This is a genomic window from Burkholderia sp. IMCC1007 (assembly GCF_027257875.1).
GTDB lineage: Bacteria > Pseudomonadota > Gammaproteobacteria > Burkholderiales > Burkholderiaceae > Burkholderia.
This window is the reverse complement of the sequence record NZ_JAPVQY010000002.1, coordinates 291849-310055: the sequence shown is the minus strand read 5'-3', so window position 1 is coordinate 310055 and position 18207 is coordinate 291849. Positions and strand designations below refer to the sequence as shown.

17 protein-coding genes and 1 pseudogene are annotated in these 18207 nt (G+C 59.8%); 14 read left to right on the top strand and 4 right to left on the bottom strand.

What is annotated here, in order from left to right; genetic code table 11:
- The first annotated feature begins 243 nt into the window (after positions 1-243).
- The 9 genes and pseudogenes from O1Q03_RS03930 to O1Q03_RS40095 all read left to right on the top strand — a co-directional run.
- Positions 244-1161, top strand: a complete 918-nt coding sequence (locus O1Q03_RS03930) for an SDR family oxidoreductase (RefSeq protein WP_059623661.1) — start codon at positions 244-246, stop codon at positions 1159-1161.
- Between the two features lie 9 nt (positions 1162-1170).
- Positions 1171-2037 carry a MaoC/PaaZ C-terminal domain-containing protein gene (locus O1Q03_RS03925; RefSeq protein WP_111998760.1) on the top strand — a complete coding sequence of 289 codons (867 nt, stop codon included), beginning with the start codon at positions 1171-1173 and terminating at the stop codon, positions 2035-2037.
- Entirely contained in the window at positions 2034-2450 is a 417-nt protein-coding gene (locus O1Q03_RS03920) for a Zn-ribbon domain-containing OB-fold protein (protein ID WP_059623665.1), read from the top strand. The genes O1Q03_RS03925 and O1Q03_RS03920 overlap by 4 nt, the downstream gene beginning before the upstream one ends.
- A complete protein-coding gene (locus O1Q03_RS03915; protein WP_059623667.1) occupies positions 2447-3598 on the top strand; it encodes a thiolase C-terminal domain-containing protein in 1152 nt (383 codons plus the stop codon). The genes O1Q03_RS03920 and O1Q03_RS03915 overlap by 4 nt, the downstream gene beginning before the upstream one ends.
- Before the next feature lie 2 nt (positions 3599-3600).
- Positions 3601-5151: an AMP-binding protein gene (locus tag O1Q03_RS03910; protein WP_175904276.1), complete on the top strand. Its 1551-nt coding sequence runs from the start codon at positions 3601-3603 to the stop codon at positions 5149-5151.
- 129 nt (positions 5152-5280) lie between these two features.
- Positions 5281-6177: a SphA family protein gene (locus tag O1Q03_RS03905; RefSeq protein WP_059623759.1), complete on the top strand. Its 897-nt coding sequence runs from the start codon at positions 5281-5283 to the stop codon at positions 6175-6177.
- 179 nt (positions 6178-6356) lie between these two features.
- Positions 6357-6593, top strand: a complete 237-nt coding sequence (locus O1Q03_RS03900; protein ID WP_111442754.1) for an efflux RND transporter permease subunit — start codon at positions 6357-6359, stop codon at positions 6591-6593.
- On the top strand, positions 6590-6763 hold the full coding sequence (locus O1Q03_RS03895) for a hypothetical protein (RefSeq protein WP_166677946.1): 174 nt from the start codon (positions 6590-6592) through the stop codon (positions 6761-6763). Before O1Q03_RS03900 ends, O1Q03_RS03895 begins: the two co-directional genes overlap by 4 nt.
- Before the next feature lie 9 nt (positions 6764-6772).
- A pseudogene (locus O1Q03_RS40095) lies at positions 6773-7564 on the top strand (efflux RND transporter permease subunit); the annotation flags it as partial.
- Between the two features lie 463 nt (positions 7565-8027).
- Here the strand turns inward: O1Q03_RS40095 and O1Q03_RS03880 are convergent.
- Complete coding sequence (locus tag O1Q03_RS03880) at positions 8028-8552, bottom strand: TetR/AcrR family transcriptional regulator (protein ID WP_230948490.1); 525 nt, start codon at positions 8550-8552, stop codon at positions 8028-8030.
- A gap of 255 nt (positions 8553-8807) precedes the next feature.
- On the opposite strand from O1Q03_RS03880, the gene O1Q03_RS03875 reads away from it, so the two are divergent.
- A complete protein-coding gene (locus O1Q03_RS03875) occupies positions 8808-9521 on the top strand; it encodes a hypothetical protein (RefSeq protein ID WP_230948492.1) in 714 nt (237 codons plus the stop codon).
- A gap of 379 nt (positions 9522-9900) precedes the next feature.
- Positions 9901-10983, top strand: coding sequence for a porin (locus tag O1Q03_RS03870; RefSeq protein ID WP_269501738.1), 1083 nt, complete (start codon positions 9901-9903; stop codon positions 10981-10983).
- A gap of 203 nt (positions 10984-11186) precedes the next feature.
- Here O1Q03_RS03870 and fahA read toward each other — a convergent pair whose 3' ends face one another.
- Together fahA and O1Q03_RS03860 are read right to left on the bottom strand one after the other, a co-directional pair.
- Positions 11187-12509, bottom strand: a complete 1323-nt coding sequence (gene fahA / locus O1Q03_RS03865; protein WP_111442756.1) for a fumarylacetoacetase — start codon at positions 12507-12509, stop codon at positions 11187-11189.
- A 13-nt stretch (positions 12510-12522) separates the two neighbouring features.
- Complete coding sequence (locus O1Q03_RS03860) at positions 12523-13350, bottom strand: cyclase family protein (RefSeq protein ID WP_111442757.1); 828 nt, start codon at positions 13348-13350, stop codon at positions 12523-12525.
- Between the two features lie 167 nt (positions 13351-13517).
- On the opposite strand from O1Q03_RS03860, the gene O1Q03_RS03855 reads away from it, so the two are divergent.
- Together O1Q03_RS03855 and O1Q03_RS03850 are read left to right on the top strand one after the other, a co-directional pair.
- The gene (locus tag O1Q03_RS03855; protein WP_059623764.1) at positions 13518-14219 is read left to right on the top strand and encodes a TetR/AcrR family transcriptional regulator; all 702 of its coding nucleotides are present in this window, start codon (positions 13518-13520) and stop codon (positions 14217-14219) included.
- A 337-nt stretch (positions 14220-14556) separates the two neighbouring features.
- Positions 14557-15444 carry a LysR family transcriptional regulator gene (locus O1Q03_RS03850; protein WP_230948493.1) on the top strand — a complete coding sequence of 296 codons (888 nt, stop codon included), beginning with the start codon at positions 14557-14559 and terminating at the stop codon, positions 15442-15444.
- 403 nt (positions 15445-15847) lie between these two features.
- On the opposite strand, the gene O1Q03_RS03845 is transcribed toward O1Q03_RS03850, so the two are convergent.
- Positions 15848-16195, bottom strand: a complete 348-nt coding sequence (locus O1Q03_RS03845) for a carboxymuconolactone decarboxylase family protein (RefSeq protein WP_124455155.1) — start codon at positions 16193-16195, stop codon at positions 15848-15850.
- 739 nt (positions 16196-16934) lie between these two features.
- On the opposite strand from O1Q03_RS03845, the gene O1Q03_RS03840 reads away from it, so the two are divergent.
- Positions 16935-18164, top strand: coding sequence for a CaiB/BaiF CoA transferase family protein (locus O1Q03_RS03840; RefSeq protein WP_059623686.1), 1230 nt, complete (start codon positions 16935-16937; stop codon positions 18162-18164).
- Positions 18165-18207 lie beyond the last annotated feature (43 nt).

Sequence of the window (18207 nt, the reverse complement as noted above, 5' to 3'; positions counted from 1 at the left end):
TCGAATGTTGCCTCGACCGTCGAGTCCTGTTTTTACAGATGCTTTAGGGTCGGCCCTGCCAGGGGTGTCGTCTCGTTCCGGCGAGCGCCGGCATGTGCTCGTGATGTACGTTTGTAGCATGAGGAGACACGATCTGTCCGGAGTCCGAACATGCATGCAACTTCTGAGCGTGGTGCGAAACACCCAGCATACGCTTGATTGTCACTCTATTCACGCTTTCAAATCCAAGCTCGAAGCAATCATATGAACAAGATTCTGGAAGACAAAGTTGTCGTAGTCACGGGCGCAGGCCAAGGTATCGGCCGTGCCATCGCAAAGCAGGCCGCCGCCGCCGGTGCCCGCGTTGTCGTCGCGGATATTGCCGTCGCTAAACTCGACGACGGCAGCACTCGATCGGTCGCGGAGAGCGTCGTTGAAGAGATCGTCGCACTCGGTGGAAAGGCCGTCGCTTCCACGGAGGATATCTCGGAATCCGCGGCGGCAAGTCGAATCGTTGAACAGGCGGTCGACACGTACGGGCGAATCGATTGCGTTGTCAATAACGCCGGCATTCTGCGGGACCGCATGTTTTTCAACATGGATGACGCGGAATGGGATGCAGTCGTCAAGGTCCATCTGTACGGGTACTACAACGTATCACGTGCGGCCGCACCGCATTTCAAGGAGCAGAACTCCGGCAGCTATGTCCACTTTAGCTCGTCATCCGGAATTATCGGAAACGTTGGGCAAGCCAACTATGCCGCCGCCAAGATGGGGGTGGTCGGACTTTCCACCAGCATCGCGTTGGACATGGCCCGGTTCAACGTGCGGTCGAATGTGATCGCCCCATGGGCCTGGAGCCAATTGCTCGAGAGTGTTCCGATTCGCACTCCAGAGCAGGGTGAGCGGATGCGCAAGATGAAAGAGACCATGAGAGCCGAACAGATTGCCCCGCTTTGCGTGTTTCTCGCGAGCGATCTGTCTTCGTCTATCTCGGGGCAAATCTTCGGGGCCCGTGGCAACGAAGTCTATTTGTTTAGCCAGCCGAGAATCGTTCGATCCGTGCAAAGATCCGACGGATGGGATGCCGAGAGTCTTGCCGCCACGATGCTCCCGTCTTTCAAGAATGACTTCTTGCCTGTCCAAACGCATCGCGACGTCGTCGGCTGGGATCCGATCTAAAGGCCGAAAATGCTCAATCTGGAACAAATCAGGAATCTCCCGGACACAGAGATTTCGCTCGACTACACCGAAAAGGACGTCGTCCTATATGCCCTAAGCATTGGCTTGGGGCACGCGGCGAACGAGGAGCTGAAGTTTGTCTTCGATGAGAAGCTTGTGTCCACGCCAACGTTCGCCATGATCTTGGCGCATCACCTGCCTTGGTTGCGCCAGCCGGAAACTGGTATTGACGTAAGGAAGATGTTGCACGGGGAAAGCAGTCTGGTCGTTCATCACCCGCTACCCAAAGCGGGGCACGTGACAGTCCACGGGCGTATCGCCGGTGTCGTCGATCGCGGTCCCGGAAAGAGCGTGTCGATCTATTTCGAGCAACGGGTGATCGAATCCGCCACGGCGAGCCATCTGGCGACGGTAGGGGGGTGCTTTGTATTCCCGGGAGCAGGGGTCGCCGTTGGCGCTACGGGCGCTCGCCCGGGCACCACGCCGACAAAGGTTCCAGACGGGTGCGCGGATATTGAGTTTGTCGATCATATTCCAAAGAACGCGGCCCAGTTGTATCGACTCAACGGAGATCGCAACACGTTACACGTGGACCCCGAGGTAGCCCGCCGGGCAGGGTTTGACCGACCGATCCTGCACGGTCTTTGCACGTTCGGCTATGCAGGAGCGGCAGCTATTCGGACATTGTGTGACCACGATGCCGGACGTGTTGAAAAGTTGCATGTTCGCTACTCGACCCCGATCTACCCAGGTGAGCAGTTGCGCACCGAGTTTTTTCGCATCGACACGAATGAATACGCCTTCCGCTGCATTGCCGTCGAGCGGAACGTAACGGTGCTAGAGGCCGGCCATCTTGTCTTACGGAACGAGAAATGAGCGAAACCACCAGTCGGCTGTTGCCACGGCCAACACCTGAAACAGCGCACTTCTGGGAAGGGGCTCGTCGCAAGCAGTTGCTGCTGCAGCGCTGCACAGAATGTGAGCATGTGTACTTTCCACCCCGCGCTTTTTGTCCGTCATGTAGTTCGCATAACGTATTACCTCACGCGTCGAGCGGTTCCGCAATACTGTTGAGTTACGTTATCAGCGCGAGGCCTGCGCCTGGCATCGAAGCTCCATACTCGGTCGCCATCGTCAAGCTCGAGGAGGGGCCCACGATGATGACAAACATCGTCAATTGTCCGCAGACACCCGAGAGTCTGATTCTGGACATGCCATTACGGGTTCTGTTCGTCGCGCAGAACGACGAAATCACCTTACCGTTCTTCGAGCCTGTGGACGTCGTATGAAGCAAGGAATTGCAATCGTTGGCGCGTCGGAGACGGCGCGCTTGGGTCAGATACCCGAACAGTCGCAGATCGGCTTGAGCGCCGATGCTGCCCTGCGGGCATTGGCAGATGCCGGCTTGGCGGCGCGTGATGTGGATGGCATTGCCACCGCCGGTGAATCACCGACGATGCTGGCGCATTATCTCGGCGTGAAACCTGCGTGGCTCGACGGTACCGCCGTTGGAGGGTGCTCGTTCATGCTGCACGTGCGGCATGCGACGGCCGCGATCGCCGCGGGCCTCTGCAAGACTGTGCTGATTGTACATGCCGAGAGCGGAAAGTCACGTATTGCGAACACCCCGCTGCCATGGCCACCTCAGGCCGGATCGCTGCCTGGGCAGTTCGAGGCGCCCTATGGCGCTATTTCGTCTCCCACGATGTTCACAGTTCCGGTCTTACGATATCTCAAACAGCATGGACTGACACCCGATGCACTGGGCGAGGTAGTTGTCGCTCAGCGCAAATGGGCGGCGCTGAATCCGCGTTCGCTGTACAAGGAGCAGATGAGCGTCGCAGACGTGCTTTCCGCAAAGGTCATCGCATATCCATTCACGCTGCCGATGTGTTGTCCCCTCACAGATGGCGGCGGCGCTTTGGTGTTGGTCGCAGCCGAGCGCGCCGTGGAATTCCCTCACAAGCCCGTCTATATTTGCGGGTCCGGCGAGAGCGCTGAATCGCCGATGATCAGTCAGATGAACGATCTGACGAGTTCGCGCGCTTTCCGTGACTCCGGAAACGCTGCGTTCGAGAGCGCCGGTATTGCGCGTAGCGACGTTGATCATGTGATGATTTACGACGCCTTCGCCCATCTGCCGTTGTATGGGCTCGAGGATCTGGGTTTCTGCAAACCTGGTGAGGCGGCCGGTTTTATTGCGGAAGGAAACACTTCCCCCGGAGGGCGTCTTCCAGTGAACACCAATGGTGGAGGACTTTGCTATACGCACTCCGGCATGTATGGCATGTTCGCCCTGCAGGAGAGTGTCAGACAGGTGCGGGGCACGGCGCCGGCGCAGCAAGGCGACGTGAACTTCTCCGTGTGCCACGGAGTGGGTGGAATGTTTGCAACGGCCGGGACCATTGTCCTCGGTAGCCAACTTACGCGAGGTTAATTGTGTACATCGGAACGCGAGCGCAGGAAACGCCGAACAAGCCGGCAATCATCAATGCGAATACTGGCGTCGCTGTCACCTACGGCCAGCTTGACTTGGAGTCCATGCGAGTTGCGCGGTTGCTGCACGCACGCGGGCTTCGTCGAGGCGATCGCATTGCTATTTATATGGAGAACCATCTCTCCTATATGGCTGTAATTTGGGCAGCATTGCGGTCCGGCCTTTGTGCCGTGCCGGTGAATCGCTACTTCAATGCACAGGAAGTAGCGTACGTGGTCAACGACTGCTCTGCCAAGGCCATCTTCACTACGCTGGCGCAAGCGGAAGTCGTCAGCTCATTGAGCGACTCGATCCCGAACTGTCAGATTCGGTTGATTGCCGACGGAGGACTCCCTGGATGGGAGGGCTATGAAGCGACCATCGAGCGATACGATGCATCGCGCTTGGACGTGGAGGCCATGGGTACGATTATGTCGTACACGTCGGGCACTACGGGGAGGCCAAAGGGGGTTTTGCGGCCTTTGCCCGATATGGACGCTACAGAAGCATGGGCTGGCTGGTCCGAGACAGGCGGTCTCTATAACTTCGACGCCGAGACAGTCTATCTGTCGCCGGCGCCCCTATACCACGGCGCGCCCATGCGCTTTTGTCGCGCGGTGCATATGGCAGGGGGAACGGTCGTGATGATGGAGAAGTTCGACGCTGAGACTGCCCTGCAGTTGATCGCCCGCTACCGGGTGACGCACTCGCAGTGGGTGCCGACAATGTTCGCGCGCATGCTGAAGCTCGATGCCTCAGTTCGAAATCTCTATGATCTTTCGTCGCATCATGTAGCTGTTCATGCGGCTGCACCTTGCCCCATCGATGTAAAGCGCCAGATGATTGCGTGGTGGGGACCCATCGTGCACGAATACTACGGAGGCACGGACAGTGCTGGAATCACCGCCATCAGCTGCGAAGAATGGCTTCAGCACCCAGGTTCCGTGGGCCGTGCGGATCCGGCGCGAGTGAAAGTCTGTCTGGAGGACGGCACTGAAGCGGCAATTGGGCAGGCAGGCACGGTGTACTTGGTTGGCAAGTCCGGTTCGTTGCCGGAGTACCTCAACGATCCCGAAAAGACGCGTGCCGCGCGCCATCCGGAGCACGATGATTGGGTGACGGGCGGGGATGTCGGTATCGTCCGTGAGGATGGCTACCTATATCTGACTGACCGAAAGGCGTTCACTATCATCTCAGGGGGCGTGAATATATACCCGCAAGTGATCGAAGATGCCTTGATCGAGCATCCACTCGTGGGAGATGCTGCCGTGTTCGGCGTTCCGAATGAAGAGATGGGCGAGGAAGTGAAGGCCGTGATCGAGCTTGCGGACGGTATTATGCCGTCCGCCGCCGTGGCCGATGAATTGATTGCCTATTGCAAAAGCCGCGTGGCGAGGTACATGGTCCCTCGTTCGGTGGAATTCGTGGAAAAGCTCCCTCGGTCGGCAGCAGGAAAGCTCATGAAAAAGGAGCTGCGGGATCGCTACTGGGTGGGCCGTAGTTTGGTTGCGTGATTAGTTCGGGGCGGGCAACGCCCGCTTGTCAATGTGAGAGAAATAACGGAACAAATATTAAGAAGTGCTAAATAAAAATTAGATAGATATTGAGAAATTAAAATTTCCGAGACTCAAGTGGAGAAAATCGTGGCTACCTGGAACAATGTTCGGCGCGCGCTTGCGCTGGCGACAATCGCATTTTCACCCTTCGCAGGAGCTACGGAAGGTGGAGGCTCAATTTACCCTGCAGGTGTAGAAACTTTCGCGTGTTGTGCTGCTCCTCCTCCTGGCATCTATGGTGTTGTCTATGGCGAACACTATTATGCGAACTCGTTCCGCGGTAATGACGGCAATGAAGTCCCCATTCCCGGGTTCAGTGCACGGGTGTCTGCTATTGTCCCTCGGGTCGTCTGGGTAACTAATCAACAGCTGTTTGGGGCATCGTTGGTGTTCCACGGGTTACTTCCTCTCGTGAACATGGACGTCAAAGCAGCGGGTGCTAGCCAAAGAAAGACTGGCGTCGGTGACGCGACTATTGGAACGGCGCTCGGATGGCACTTGGGTCCCCATCTTCATACACTTCTCGGACTCGATGTATTTGTTCCAACTGGCTCCTTTAGGAAAAACGATCTTGCTAACATCGGGCGCAACTACTGGGCAGTACAACCCGTTTTGGGCGTCTCTTATGTCGACCCGAACGGGTTCAATGGCGACCTCAAGGTCATGTATACGTTCAACTCGATCAATCGAGATACCGATTACACGTCGGGTCACGAATTGATTGTCGACTATGCTGCGGGCTACGGGATCGGCAAAGGATGGGTTCTCGGTGTCGGGGGGTACTTCTATCGGCAGACTACGGACGACAAGCAAGACGGAAACGATGTTCCGAACAACAGAGGGAGGGCTTTAGCCGTGGGGCCGATGGTCAAGTACGACAGCGGCAAGGGGTGGTTTGCAACGGTAAAGTACGAATTTGAAACAGCCGTTAGAAATCGGCCAAGCGGCAGCGCGCTCTGGCTTCGGGCGGTCTTTCCGTTGTAGCATTTGCCGAATTGGGGGGGCGTGGTGTACCCCAAGCGAGTTGCTGAATCCGATGCGCTCGCGACGGCTCGGACGGCGGCCGGCTGCGCACGCTCGAACGCTGGCTCGAAATCGCGTTCGTCGCTGTCGAGCGCCGTTACGAGCGCGGCCTCGGGTGAGCGCTCGCGCATCGCAAGCCGATGCTCGCGGTTACCGTCGCGCTGGCGGCCGCGCTGTTCGTCACCACGCCGAAGGGCTTCTTCCCGCAAAAGGATTCGGGGCTAATCATGGGCGTCGCGCAGGCCGCGCCCGACATCTGGCCGCAGGCGATGGCGCAGAAGATGCAGCAGCTCGACCGCATCGTCGACGTCGATCCAGCCGTCGACAATACCTATTACTGGATCGGCCCGAATCCGACCCTGAGCCAGGGCGCGTGATGATCAACCTGAAGCCGTTCGGCGTGGGCACGGCGAGCGCGGCGCAGGTGCTCGCGCGGTTGCAGCCGAAGCTGGCGAAGGTGACGGGCATCGCCTTGTCGATGCAGGTCAGGCAGGACATCCAGGTCGGCGGATGGATCAGCGCCGCGCAATACCAACACACGGTGTAGGACGCGGACGTGCAGGACCTGAACCGGTGGGCGCAGCGCCTGACGAAGCGCTTTGCCACGCTGCCGCAACTGACCAACGTGACGTCCGACCAACAGGCATCGGCGACGAGCGCGACGATCGTGCTTGACCGCAACACCGCGTCGCGCTTCGGCATCACCACGCAGGCGATCGACGACACGTTGTACGACGCGTTCGGCCAGCGCCAGATCGCGGCGCTCTTCACGTCGCTGAACCAGTACCACATTGTGGAGGAGCTCGATCCGGCCTTTCAGTTGAAGACCGACGCGCTCGCGAACCTGTACGCGCGTTCTGCGCTGACGAACGAACTCGTGCCGATGAACGTGCTAGTGAGCATCGAGAAACCACGTGTCGCCGATCTCGGTCAGCCACCAGGGGCTGTTCCCGGCCGTGACGATCTCGTTCAACCTCGCGCCGAGGCAATTGCTCGGCAACGCGGTTGCGGCCATTCGTGCGGCGGAGGCGGTCGCAGCCGCAGGCAAGCCCGACACGCTCACGGGCACGTTCCATGCGTTCCAGGCATCGCTCGCGAGCGAGCCGTACCTAATTTTCGCCGCGCTGTTCGGCGCGTTGCCGCTCGCGATCGGACATGGTACGGGCGCCAAGTTGCGCGTGCCGCTGGGCATTGCGATCGCTGGCGGCCTGATCCTGTCGCAACCGCTGACGCTGTTTACGACGCCTGTCGTCTACCTGTATTTGGACCGGCTGGCGCGGCTCTTCGAATGCGGTGCAGGGGACGACGATGCGTTGCTCGAGTCAGTGGCCGAGACGAGCAGTCGGCGTGATGGCAACGTGTCACCGCGGGTCCGATTGATCCTCGGATTTTTTCCGCGACGCTGCATGGTTCATTTTCGCGCAGGAGCGTGGGCGATGGGCCAATGTACAGCACTGCTTCGAGGACATCGGGGGACAGACCCGCGCGCGTAGCGCTCTCCCTCTCGAATTGCGTGCTGCCACAGCGGTGATCGAAAATTGGCGTCGCCACTCCCTTGGCGTTCCTGCATCTCTGACGTTGGCGAAGACGCCCCGGTGGGTGGGTTCATGGGCATTGCGCCACATGCGGGCCTGGAGGTTCTTCGACTCGGGCGTGCTGCAGGAGAGGCGGCTCCGGTTGAGCTAGTGCTGAAGGTGCAATGCGAGCACCCGCATCGCGACGGTTGCAGGAGCGGATGCAGTCGATGCTGTTGGGCGTCTCCCGGAGCGCTCGCCTTCCTCGATGGTCCGATCGTTGAGATTGCCCGATGCTCAGGAGCCTCGCTCCCGAAGCATCCAACGCGTTAGTTCTCGAATCTGATCGGTCGTGACGCGCTCGTGCAGGATTAGCGTGCGTAGATAAACGGCGCCGAGCAGGCAATGAAGCAGGGGCATCGGATCCGCTCCCTGCGGCCACTCGCCCACTTTTGTGGCGCGGTCGAAAACCTGCTGAACCGCCGAAAAGCGGTTCGTCCACAACCTGCGCAGTTCGCCCGCCACGGCCGCATCGTTGTACGTGGCCAGCACGAACTGAATGGCAGACCTGCCCACGCCCGTTCGCAAGTAGCGCGCGGTTGCCGACAGCAGCGCGACGAGATCCGCGTGAAGCGAGCCCCGATCCGGTATCGCAATGTGTTCGGCGAAAAGCTCGAAGACGGCTTCCATCATCAGCCCTTCCTTGCTCTTCCACCGGCGATAGATCGAACTCTCATGCACGCCCGCGAGTGAAGCGATGGCGCCGATGTTGAGCCCCTCGAAACCCGACGCCTGCAATTGGGCAATCGTTGCGGAGATCACCGCGTCACGGACGCGTGCGCTACGGCCGCCCAAGCGACGACGGGGCGACGGCGATTCTTGTTCGGCTGACTTTGGCATGAGCGGATTTTACACATCGTTGCATCGACTGCCCGCGTCGTCACAGCAGCCCGACCATGAGCACGACCCTGGGCGATGGCCGACAGGCATGCGGTAAACACTAGCGCAAGTTTACTTGCGTTAGTGGAGCGAGTCGGGAAACATGGCAACTCGTTCACCAGTGCTACGGAGGCTCAAGTGAAAGCAGTGACGTTTTTCAAGTCAGGTACGGAGGTGGCCGGCGAGGACATCCTCAGAATGGAGGTCAAAAGGGCGCGCTACATGATGGCCTTGCTCATGGAGAAACTGGGGGCAGACGGCATGGTCAGCCTGTTCGCGCAGGAGATCGCGGAGCACGAATCGAACGAGAAGGATTGGTCGCTGCGTGCGAACGGCCGCTTCAGTTCGTCAGTTGCCGAAGCGCACGTGGCAGTGGGCACCAGCGCGGAGTTCGTGGCCTGGTTCTGGGACGGATATGGCGGGCCGAACAGCCCGGCAATGCTTCGTGCTCACCCTGAGCATCTCGGTGCGCTACCGCTCCCGGATGGGCGTGTCGGCATTCTGGAAGTACCCGGCCATACGAAGTCGCCGGCCCTCCTGAAGCTCCGCCATCTGGATGACTGGAGCGGTATCCCGATCGAACTGGCACCCGATATGCCGCATCGAATGATGGGGCGCGTCGAGACGCCCGATGGTGTGACCGTCGGCTACTTGCTGCACCAGTTCAGGGACACGCTTCCGGGGTTCGATGCGCGGCTGGAGATCTTCTGGCCATCGACCGCGCCGGAAGTACTCATTCACGGCCACTCGGACCACCTGATGGTCGAGTGGTGCAACTGGTTCGAGCTGTACGTCCTCTCGCGGACGCAAGCAAGTGACTTGATGCCGTTGGCGCTTTCCGTGAATACGTGACCGCGCGATCGGTTCGCGTACTTCGAGCGGGCCAGTGCGGCGCGGGCCGCTTGGGTGGAGCGGCAAAGCAGCAGCGGAAACACGCTACCGCTTTGCCGCGTCATCGATACCGTGGGCCGATTGCGGCGGATGTGCGATCAACTTTGCGATCCGGTCCCTCGACAACATCGCGAGGGACATCAATCCCTGGCCGGCGGCGGTTCAAGAAAAACCAACGCTCCGGCGTGCGTGCCCGTCAGCACACCGAGGACCGGAGCCGAAGCGGCCCTCTGTCCGGCTTCGTTTGATCGCCATATGTTGGGCGCCGCACGGAGGTGGATTCTTATTCAATTATTTTGCAGTCCTGCATGACTGGAGGAGACATTAAAACGTGAGCAAGATGCAGAAAATCCGTCCGATGCTGCTGATCCCTGTCTCGATCGCGGTATCGGGCTTATCGTCGAACGCGCATGCGCAAAGTAACGTCACGCTGTATGGTGTGGTGGATGCTGGCGTGATGTATACGAGCCGTACCTTCGACGCCGGAACGGGTGCGAGCGGCCCGCATCAGGTATCGGCAACGGATGGCGGAATCTCGGGTTCTCACTTCGGTATCACCGGTGCCGAGGATTTGGGCGCTGGGACGAAGGCGATCTTTACGCTCGAAAGCGGTTTTACGACGAACAACGGGGCGCTGGGCAACTCGAACGGGAATCTCTTCGGGCGGCAAGCCTTCGTCGGGCTCTCCGGACACTTCGGTACCGTCAAGGCCGGCCTACAGTACTCGCCGTTCGGACTTGCGATCGTCGATACGGACGCGCGGCATGCGTCGTTCTTCGGGAGTCAGGCCGGAATCTACATGGGCAATTTTTTTGCGACCGGCATTTTCGTCGCCAATGCCGTGTCCTATACGAGCCCGACGATCGCCGGCTTGCAGGCGAGTGCATTGCTTGCGCTGGGCGGCGATCCAAAGGGATTTCAGGCGGGGCGCCAGTATGCGGCTCGCGTGAGATACGAATGGAAAGACCTGGTCGTGAACGCTGCGCTCTTCAGTGGAAATCCCGGCGGTTCAGCCAGCGTTTCCACGCCATTCCCGTCGACGATCGAATTCAGCGGGCGAACGGTCGGTGCGAGCTACAGGTGGGGAGGTGCAACACTCAAGGGATCGTACACAAGCTACAAGATCGCCGGCTCCTTCAACGAGAAAGTGTATGCCGCGGGCGGCGAATATCTGATCACGCCGGCACTGTCCGCCGACGTAGGCGTTTGGTACATGCGGGACAGTAACGATTCGGCGAACAATTCTTTACTGGCGTCTGCCGGGCTGGACTACTTTCTGTCGAAACGAACGACCTTGTATGGCTCCGCGGCATGCGTGAACAACCACGGGTTGATGCATACGGGATTCACGGTGAATGGCGCGCTGTATGAGCCAACCGGCAGCAGTGTGGGCATCGTCGTTGGTGTTCGTCACTTCTTCTAGCGCACCCGAAAGACACATGCGCTGAAATCGCCGCCAGCCGATGACGCTGGCGGCGATTTCGCGCATGCGTGCTGGCGTTGCGGTGCTGTGTTCAAGCACGGCGAGCGAACACGGCGAGTCCACTGGCGGAGCGTTTCAAGGCGCGAGCACCACGAACGTGGTCCTCGCATTGAATCAATGACCGGTTGCGAAACGACGCGCGGTTAATGATCACCTTCCGCGGCCGGCACCGGCAACACGGTTCCATGGTTGGTGCCGAAACCGATTCGTGCAAAGCCATCGCGTTCGCACCAGCCCCGGAAAATGACGGTATCGCCATCGTCGAGGAATGCGCGGCTTTCACCATTGCCGATATCCACGGGTTGAGTGCCGCCTACGGTCAGTTCGATCAACGCACCGGCTTCGCCCGATGACGGGCCCGAGATGGTGCCGCTTCCCAGCAGGTCACCCGGCTGGAGGTTACAGCCCCCCATCGTGTGGTGCGCGATCATCTGCCCTAACGTCCAGTATTGATGCCGGAAACTGGTGCGTGTCAACGTACGTGGCTGGCGTCCTTGCGCGAGCTGACGCGCGCTCAGGACCGACGCCTCGAGCTGGATGTCGAACGCACCGGCCGCGCGGTTGTCGTCCGAGGACAGGTAGTCGAGCGGCTGCGGGCGTTCGGCGGCACGTGACCACGTGGTGCGATACGGCAGCAATGCTTCGAGGGTGACCAGCCAGGGCGATATCGTCGTCGCGAAATTCTTCGCGAGGAATGGCCCGAGCGGCTGCATTTCCCACGACTGGATGTCGCGCGCGGACCAATCGTTCAGCAGGCAGAGCCCGAAAATATGCCGTTGAGCGTCACGCAGCGGGATGGAATTGCCGCGCGGATTGCCGACCCCGATCACCGCGCCCAGTTCCAGCTCGTAGTCGAGCCACCGACAGGCGTCGTGAACGGGAGGGGCGGACGGGTCCGGGCGGTATTGCCCCATCGGTCGGTAGACCTGCTGACCGCTGACGTCGATCGACGACACGCGGCCGTGATAAGCAATGGGTAACCAGTCGAAATTCGGGCTGATCGCCATGCCGAGCGGGCGGCTGCAGTTCACCGCATGATCGAGCGAGGTGTAGAAGTCGGTGTAGTCGCCGATACGCACGGGGACGGCATACTCGGCTTCCGCTTGTGATACCAGCGTCTTCCGTACGTTCGGCTCATGCGGACTGCCGGCCCGAAGCAGTTCGAAGAGTGCGTGGCGCAGTGCCTGCCACGCAGGCGGCCCCATATCGAGCAGTGCATTCAGTGTGGTTGCCGTGGCCGCTCGCACGGCCTCGAGTGCCAGGCCGTCCATGCAGCCCGCCTGCTGTAACGCAGCGAGGTCGACGATCTGGTCGCCGATCGCGATCCCGCCGCGCCAGGTTTCGCCGACGCCCCTGCGGCGAAACACGCTGAGTGGCAAATTCTGCAACGGAAAGTCGGTCCCCGCCACGTTGGCCGTTTCCAGCCAACTGCGTTGAGTGACGTCGTGTGTGTGATTCAGTTCCATCGAGGCTCCTTGCCTATGCGGTTCGATGCGGGTCGCAAGCTGTTGCATTGAGGGCGTCGTCGAAGATCGCGACTGCGCGAGTCCAGCCGGCGGAGCCGCCCCGGATTTTGTGCGGGAAGCACGAGATGAAGAAGCCGTGAGGTGGCAGCACCTCGAGATTGTGGAGTTTCTCCAGGTGGCAATAGCCGATCTTGCGGCCGGCCTTGTGTCCTTCCCAGATCAGCGATGCATCACGCGTTTCGGCATATTTTTTCGCGGTATGGACGAACGGCGCGTCCCAGCTCCACGCGTCGGTGCCCGTCAGGCGAACCCCTCGCTCGAGCAGGTACATGGTCGCGTCGAAGCCCATGCCGCAACCCGAGGAAACATAGTCGGGTTGTCCGTAGCGCTTGCCTGCACGCGTGTTGACGACGACGATTTCAAGCGGCTTGAGTTCGTGCCCGATGCGCACAAGCTCGGCTTCGACGTCGGTAGCGGTCACGACGTAGCCATCGTCGAAACCGGTGAAATCGAGCTTCACGCCGGGCTGGAAACACCAGTCGAGCGGGACTTCGTCGATGGTTGTCGAACGCTCCCGCTCGCCCTTCGAATCGTTCATCGTGCTGTGGAAGTGATAGGGCGCATCCAGATGCGTCCCGTTGTGTGTGCTCAACTGGATGTGTTCAATGGCCCAGCCTTCGTTGTCCGGCAGGTCGGTTTCCTGCAGTCCGGGAAAGAAGGCCGTCACGGCTTTGGCCGTATTCCGGTGCGTCAGATACTGGATCGTGGGGCCGTAACCCGGTGGATCGGAAATGACGTCGTTTTCCAGATAGATCGAAAGATCGACGAAGCGTCGTGTCATGTGCGGTTGCTCCTGGTTTGGGGGACTTACCACCGACGCCGCATGGCAGCGTTCACGTTATGTGGACTGTACGATCGTACAGTCAGTATCGTGTTGGTGTAAACTGACGTCGCGTAATGAACGGATTGGCATTCGCGGCAATCGAGCCACAGGACAGCGGAGACACCATGCAGGCGAAGGAAGTCACGGGAAAGGCGACCGGTGTACGGGGGGGGAAGGGAGCGCAACAGACGGTCGAGACGAGCAAGCGCGAGCGGGTGCTCGACGTGGCGGAGCGGCTGTTTGCCGAAGGCGGTTTCGATGGCGTTTCGATGCGGGATATTGCGTCGGCGGCAGACGTTGGCCTGCCGTTGATCGTGTATCACTTTGAGACCAAGATGGGCCTGTACCGCGCGCTGTTCGAGCGCCGCAAGACGGTGCTCGACACCCGGTTGGCTTTGCTTCGTGAACCGGTCGCCGCGGGGGAAGACCCCCTCGAGCATATCGTGCGCGCATTCGTGCTCCCGGTGATGCAGATCCAGAATACCGAGTCCGGACTTGCGTATGCCAAACTTGTTGCGCGCGAAGCTTCCGATCCGCGCGAGGCCGAGCGCGGCATCGTTGCTGAATATTTCGATCCTTTCGCGGCGGAATTCATCAGCGCAATCAGGAAGACGCTGCCGGGCCATAGCGCCAACTATGCGCACTGGGCCTACTTGTTCGCAGTGGGCGCGTTGGTGATGAGTGCGTTTGACAGCCGCATCGAGCGTATCTCGGGCGGCAAGGTCAAGGCCGGCGCCCTGAAGCGCAAGGCCGAGCATCTGGTGACTTTCATTTCCGCCGGCATTCGCGCTGGCGCGACCGCTGACGCGCGGGCGTCAGCGGATTAGGCGGCACCTCGTCGTCGAACGCCACTTGCAGTCCAGATTGCTTCCCGGTCCTCAACGCTTCGATGACGCGGCTGGAGTCATTTAGGATTCGGCTGTTGGCGTTCGGCGTTTCCGTGAACCGTGACAGCAGTACCGCTAACGCGCGATTTGTCGGCAGCGCCGCCAGAATTCACCGCGTAAACTACGAGACCATGGCGAGCCTAGGCTACGCTGCGGCAAGCGACAGTAGGGCGAGGTCGAAGGGGTTCTTGCGTGGTGCGGTTCATTGAGCGAAATGCTCGCGAAATCAGAGAGATATTTAACCGGAATTCTTGACATGCAAATAAATCGATCTGATATGGCTGATCTGATCTATTTCCTGGCTATTGCTCGACAAAGGAGCTTTAGTCGTGCGGCGATAGAGCTCGGAGTAAGCGCCTCGACACTGAGTCATGCCCTGAAGGGGCTCGAAGCTAGACTGGGCGTCCGTCTACTAAACCGTACGACGAAGAGCGTCACGCTGACCGCTGCGGGAGATGCGTTGGCGGCGTCGATCGGCATGCCTTTCGAGGCGATCGACACGGCTCTGGAGACCCTGAATCGCTTCCGGGATGCGCCTACAGGCCGCATTCGGGTCAATGCGGCCGTCGAGGCTTCGACGTTGCTGTTGGCACCGGTGCTGCCGACATTTGTCGAGCGCTATCCTGACGTGGAACTGGATATCGTCGCGAGCAACCGTTTGGTCGACGTGACGGAGGGGGGCTTTGACGCGGGTATTCGCTACGGCGGAACGGTTCCGGAGGACATGATCGCGCAGCGCCTTTCGGCCAATATACGTTGGGTCGTTGCAGGGGCACCCGATTATCTTGGCCGCTTCGGTATCCCAAATCACCCCAATGATCTGCTCGAGCATCGTTGCATTAGCAATCGCCTTGGCGACGATCGAATTTACCGATGGGAATTCAAACGCGGCGATGAGAAGCTCGAAGTGGCGGTACCGTCGTCGTTGACGGTCGATCATGCTGAAACCGGACTCGTCGCAGTACTCGGCGGAGCTGGGCTGATGTATTTTCCCGAACCGTTCGTCGCGACGTATGTCAGGGAGGGGCGGCTGCGTCTCGTGCTGAACGACTGGGCGCCTTCGGAACCGGGTTTCTACATTTACTATTCGAGCAGACGTCAGATGCCGACTGGCCTGCGCTTATTGATCGATCTTGTCCGCGAACTTCAACCGCTTGGATTGTAACCGGTGCCGGTGACGAACACATGATTCTTGGCTCTGAGTCGCTGACGCTTGTCCATACCGGCGCGACGGGGCCCATGCCGATATCGAAAACAAGTATCGTGATCTGGTGGGGAGTACGTTTGGCGACGAGATTGCCGAGTCGTTGTCGGACCTGACCATACCTGATCATGAAGCTCGAAGAGGCAGAAAGCATGCGGCAGATAGGGAGCCTGTTCACGCGCATGTGATCTGGCGGCGCCGCAACGACCATTTCACTCCATCCGTACGTGCTACGTCACCGGAAGTCTTTTCGGCATGGACGGTCGCTTCATAGCGGGCGCGTTCACGGAAGCCGCCGCGGCCGTTCTGCGGTCGACCCCGATGGCATATGAGCATCTCGTACCGAGAAGGGACCGCGCGTTCGTCAGGTCTGAGCGGGCTGGGGAGTATCAGCTTCGGCGCAGGCCTCGTCCAGCCAGATCAGGGCCTGGGCCGCTTCGAATGCAACCAGCGACACCCCCATTCCGCACAGCAGCAAACCTTCGAGCTGCACTTTGGTCACGCCGCGCGACAACGCGCGCAATGCATGAACCTTGAAAGGGATCTCGCGGCCCAATACCGCCAATTGCATCGCGAGCATGATTTCGCAGGTTGCTTCGTCGACATTCTCAGGCGGAAACAGTTGGCCGCGCATCTTTCTGTAGTGCGACATGGCGTCGGGATTGGCTTCAACAAGGCGTTGAGACGACGGTTTGCGATCGAATGTGTTCATGGCGGGTTTTAGTTGGATGTCACATATCTCGACACTCGACGGCTTCGCGAATCCGCGACCGGCACGCCAAGCGCTGGAGGGACGTTCGGCGACGCAGATTCCATGCCACGCACGTTTGTGGTGATGTGGTCCGCTCCGGCTGCGTGCAAAGCTATGCACGGTCGAAATCGTTTCGCAGCGAGCGCGCGTCTGAACCATGTGCACGGCAAGATCGCACGACCGGATCGGTATCACATTTCGCCGCAGACGGATACCCTTGAGCCAGCAGTTGGCGGATTCGCAATGCACAAGTAGCGTTTCCGCGCCCCTTCCACTGATCGTCAATCCGCGAAGCCAACGATGCCCGCCGCCGCATGAACTGGCGTGTATTTCGCGCTGTTCGCCATCGCACCCATACCGACGGCGAAACTCCATTTCGCCGCCGCATGTCAGGTGTTCCGAACCATCTGCACGGTAGAACGCGTTTTATTCGATAAAAAAGCTCGCGTGATGCCGTTGTCGACGTCGCGGCTCAACGAGATTTTCAGCGAGCATCGGCGGCGGTGTCTGCCCCGACGACATGTCCATGCGTTTCGTCGACATGCTGACCATGCCAACGACACGCATGCGAGTCGAGGTGTGCGCTTGCTAGCCGCACGGGGCGGTTATCTGGCAAACGTGTTTGGGAAGACGATCAGCGCCCGTATGGCACGGGACTTGCCGTGCGAATGCTGCTGCTACCAATTTCCTGACAAAAAACATGAACGCATTCGACCCATTGCCCACTCTCTGCGAGAAAACCCCTTTGAAACTACTTGACGGGGTGCGCGTGCTGGACCTCACTTCGTCCGTTGCAGGACCGTACGCCACGCTGCTGCTCGCGGATTTCGGGGCGACGGTCGTCAAGATCGAGCCGCCTGGCAAAGGTGACGACGTGCGCGCTTGGGGACCCCCGTTTCTTGATGGCGAGTCGCTCTGGTATCTCAGCGTGAACCGCAACAAGCACAGCCTCACGCTGGATTACAGCAAACCCCAGGGACTCGAGTTGCTCAAACGGATGGTTGCAAGCGCCGATGTCGTGGTTGTCAACAGGACCTCGCCAATTCAACGCAAGCTGGGTATCGACTACGCGAGTCTCCGACAGGTCAACTCGCGGCTTATCCATGCTTCGGTGTCGGGTTTCGGTCTCGATGGCGAACGCAGCGACATGCCGTGCTACGACCTGATCGCCGAAGGCTATAGCGGTGTGATGGATCTGACCGGCGAGGCGGATGAAGGCCCACAAAAAATCGGTACGCCCGCTGCGGACCTGCTGGCCGGCAGCGATGCGGCACTCGCGGTGCTCGCAGCGCTCGTCGATCGCAATCGTACCGGACACGGACATTGTATTGACATCTCGATGATCGAGAGCATGACCCGCTTCATGACGCCGCGAATCGTGCCTTATCTCGGCTCCGGGGAGGTGCCGCGCCGTTCGGGGGGGCGAGACAGCGTCATCGCCGTCTACCAGGTTTTTCAGGCTGCCGACGCGCCGCTCACGATCGGTCTGGGCAATGATGGGATCTGGACGCGATTCTGGCGCGCGGTAGGTGAGCCCGAATTCGGACAGGCTGCCAGCTACACGAGCAACAGCGACCGGCGTCGTTTGCGTGACGAGATCGTCGAAAAGATCCAGTCCATCATCGGCACGAAGCGTCGCGATCACTGGCTCGACATCTTCCGAGATGCCCGTATCCCGGCTGGTCCGATCAATCGGATCGACGAAGTGGCAGCAGATCCCGAACTGCGTCGCCGCGGATTCTTCTATGCGGTTCCCCGCGGTGACGCGCAGATTCCGCAGGTGGGACTGGGCATCCATGTCGACGGGAACTCACATACGTTTCGCAAGCCGCCACCTCGGCTCGGCGAGGACAGCCAGGACGTGCTGCGTGCGTGGCTCGACATTGAAGCTGACACACTTCGACAACTGAAAGAGGATGGCATCGTGTAATCCCTATCGGCAGTCCGTGTCATTGACACGGTGGCGCGCGATT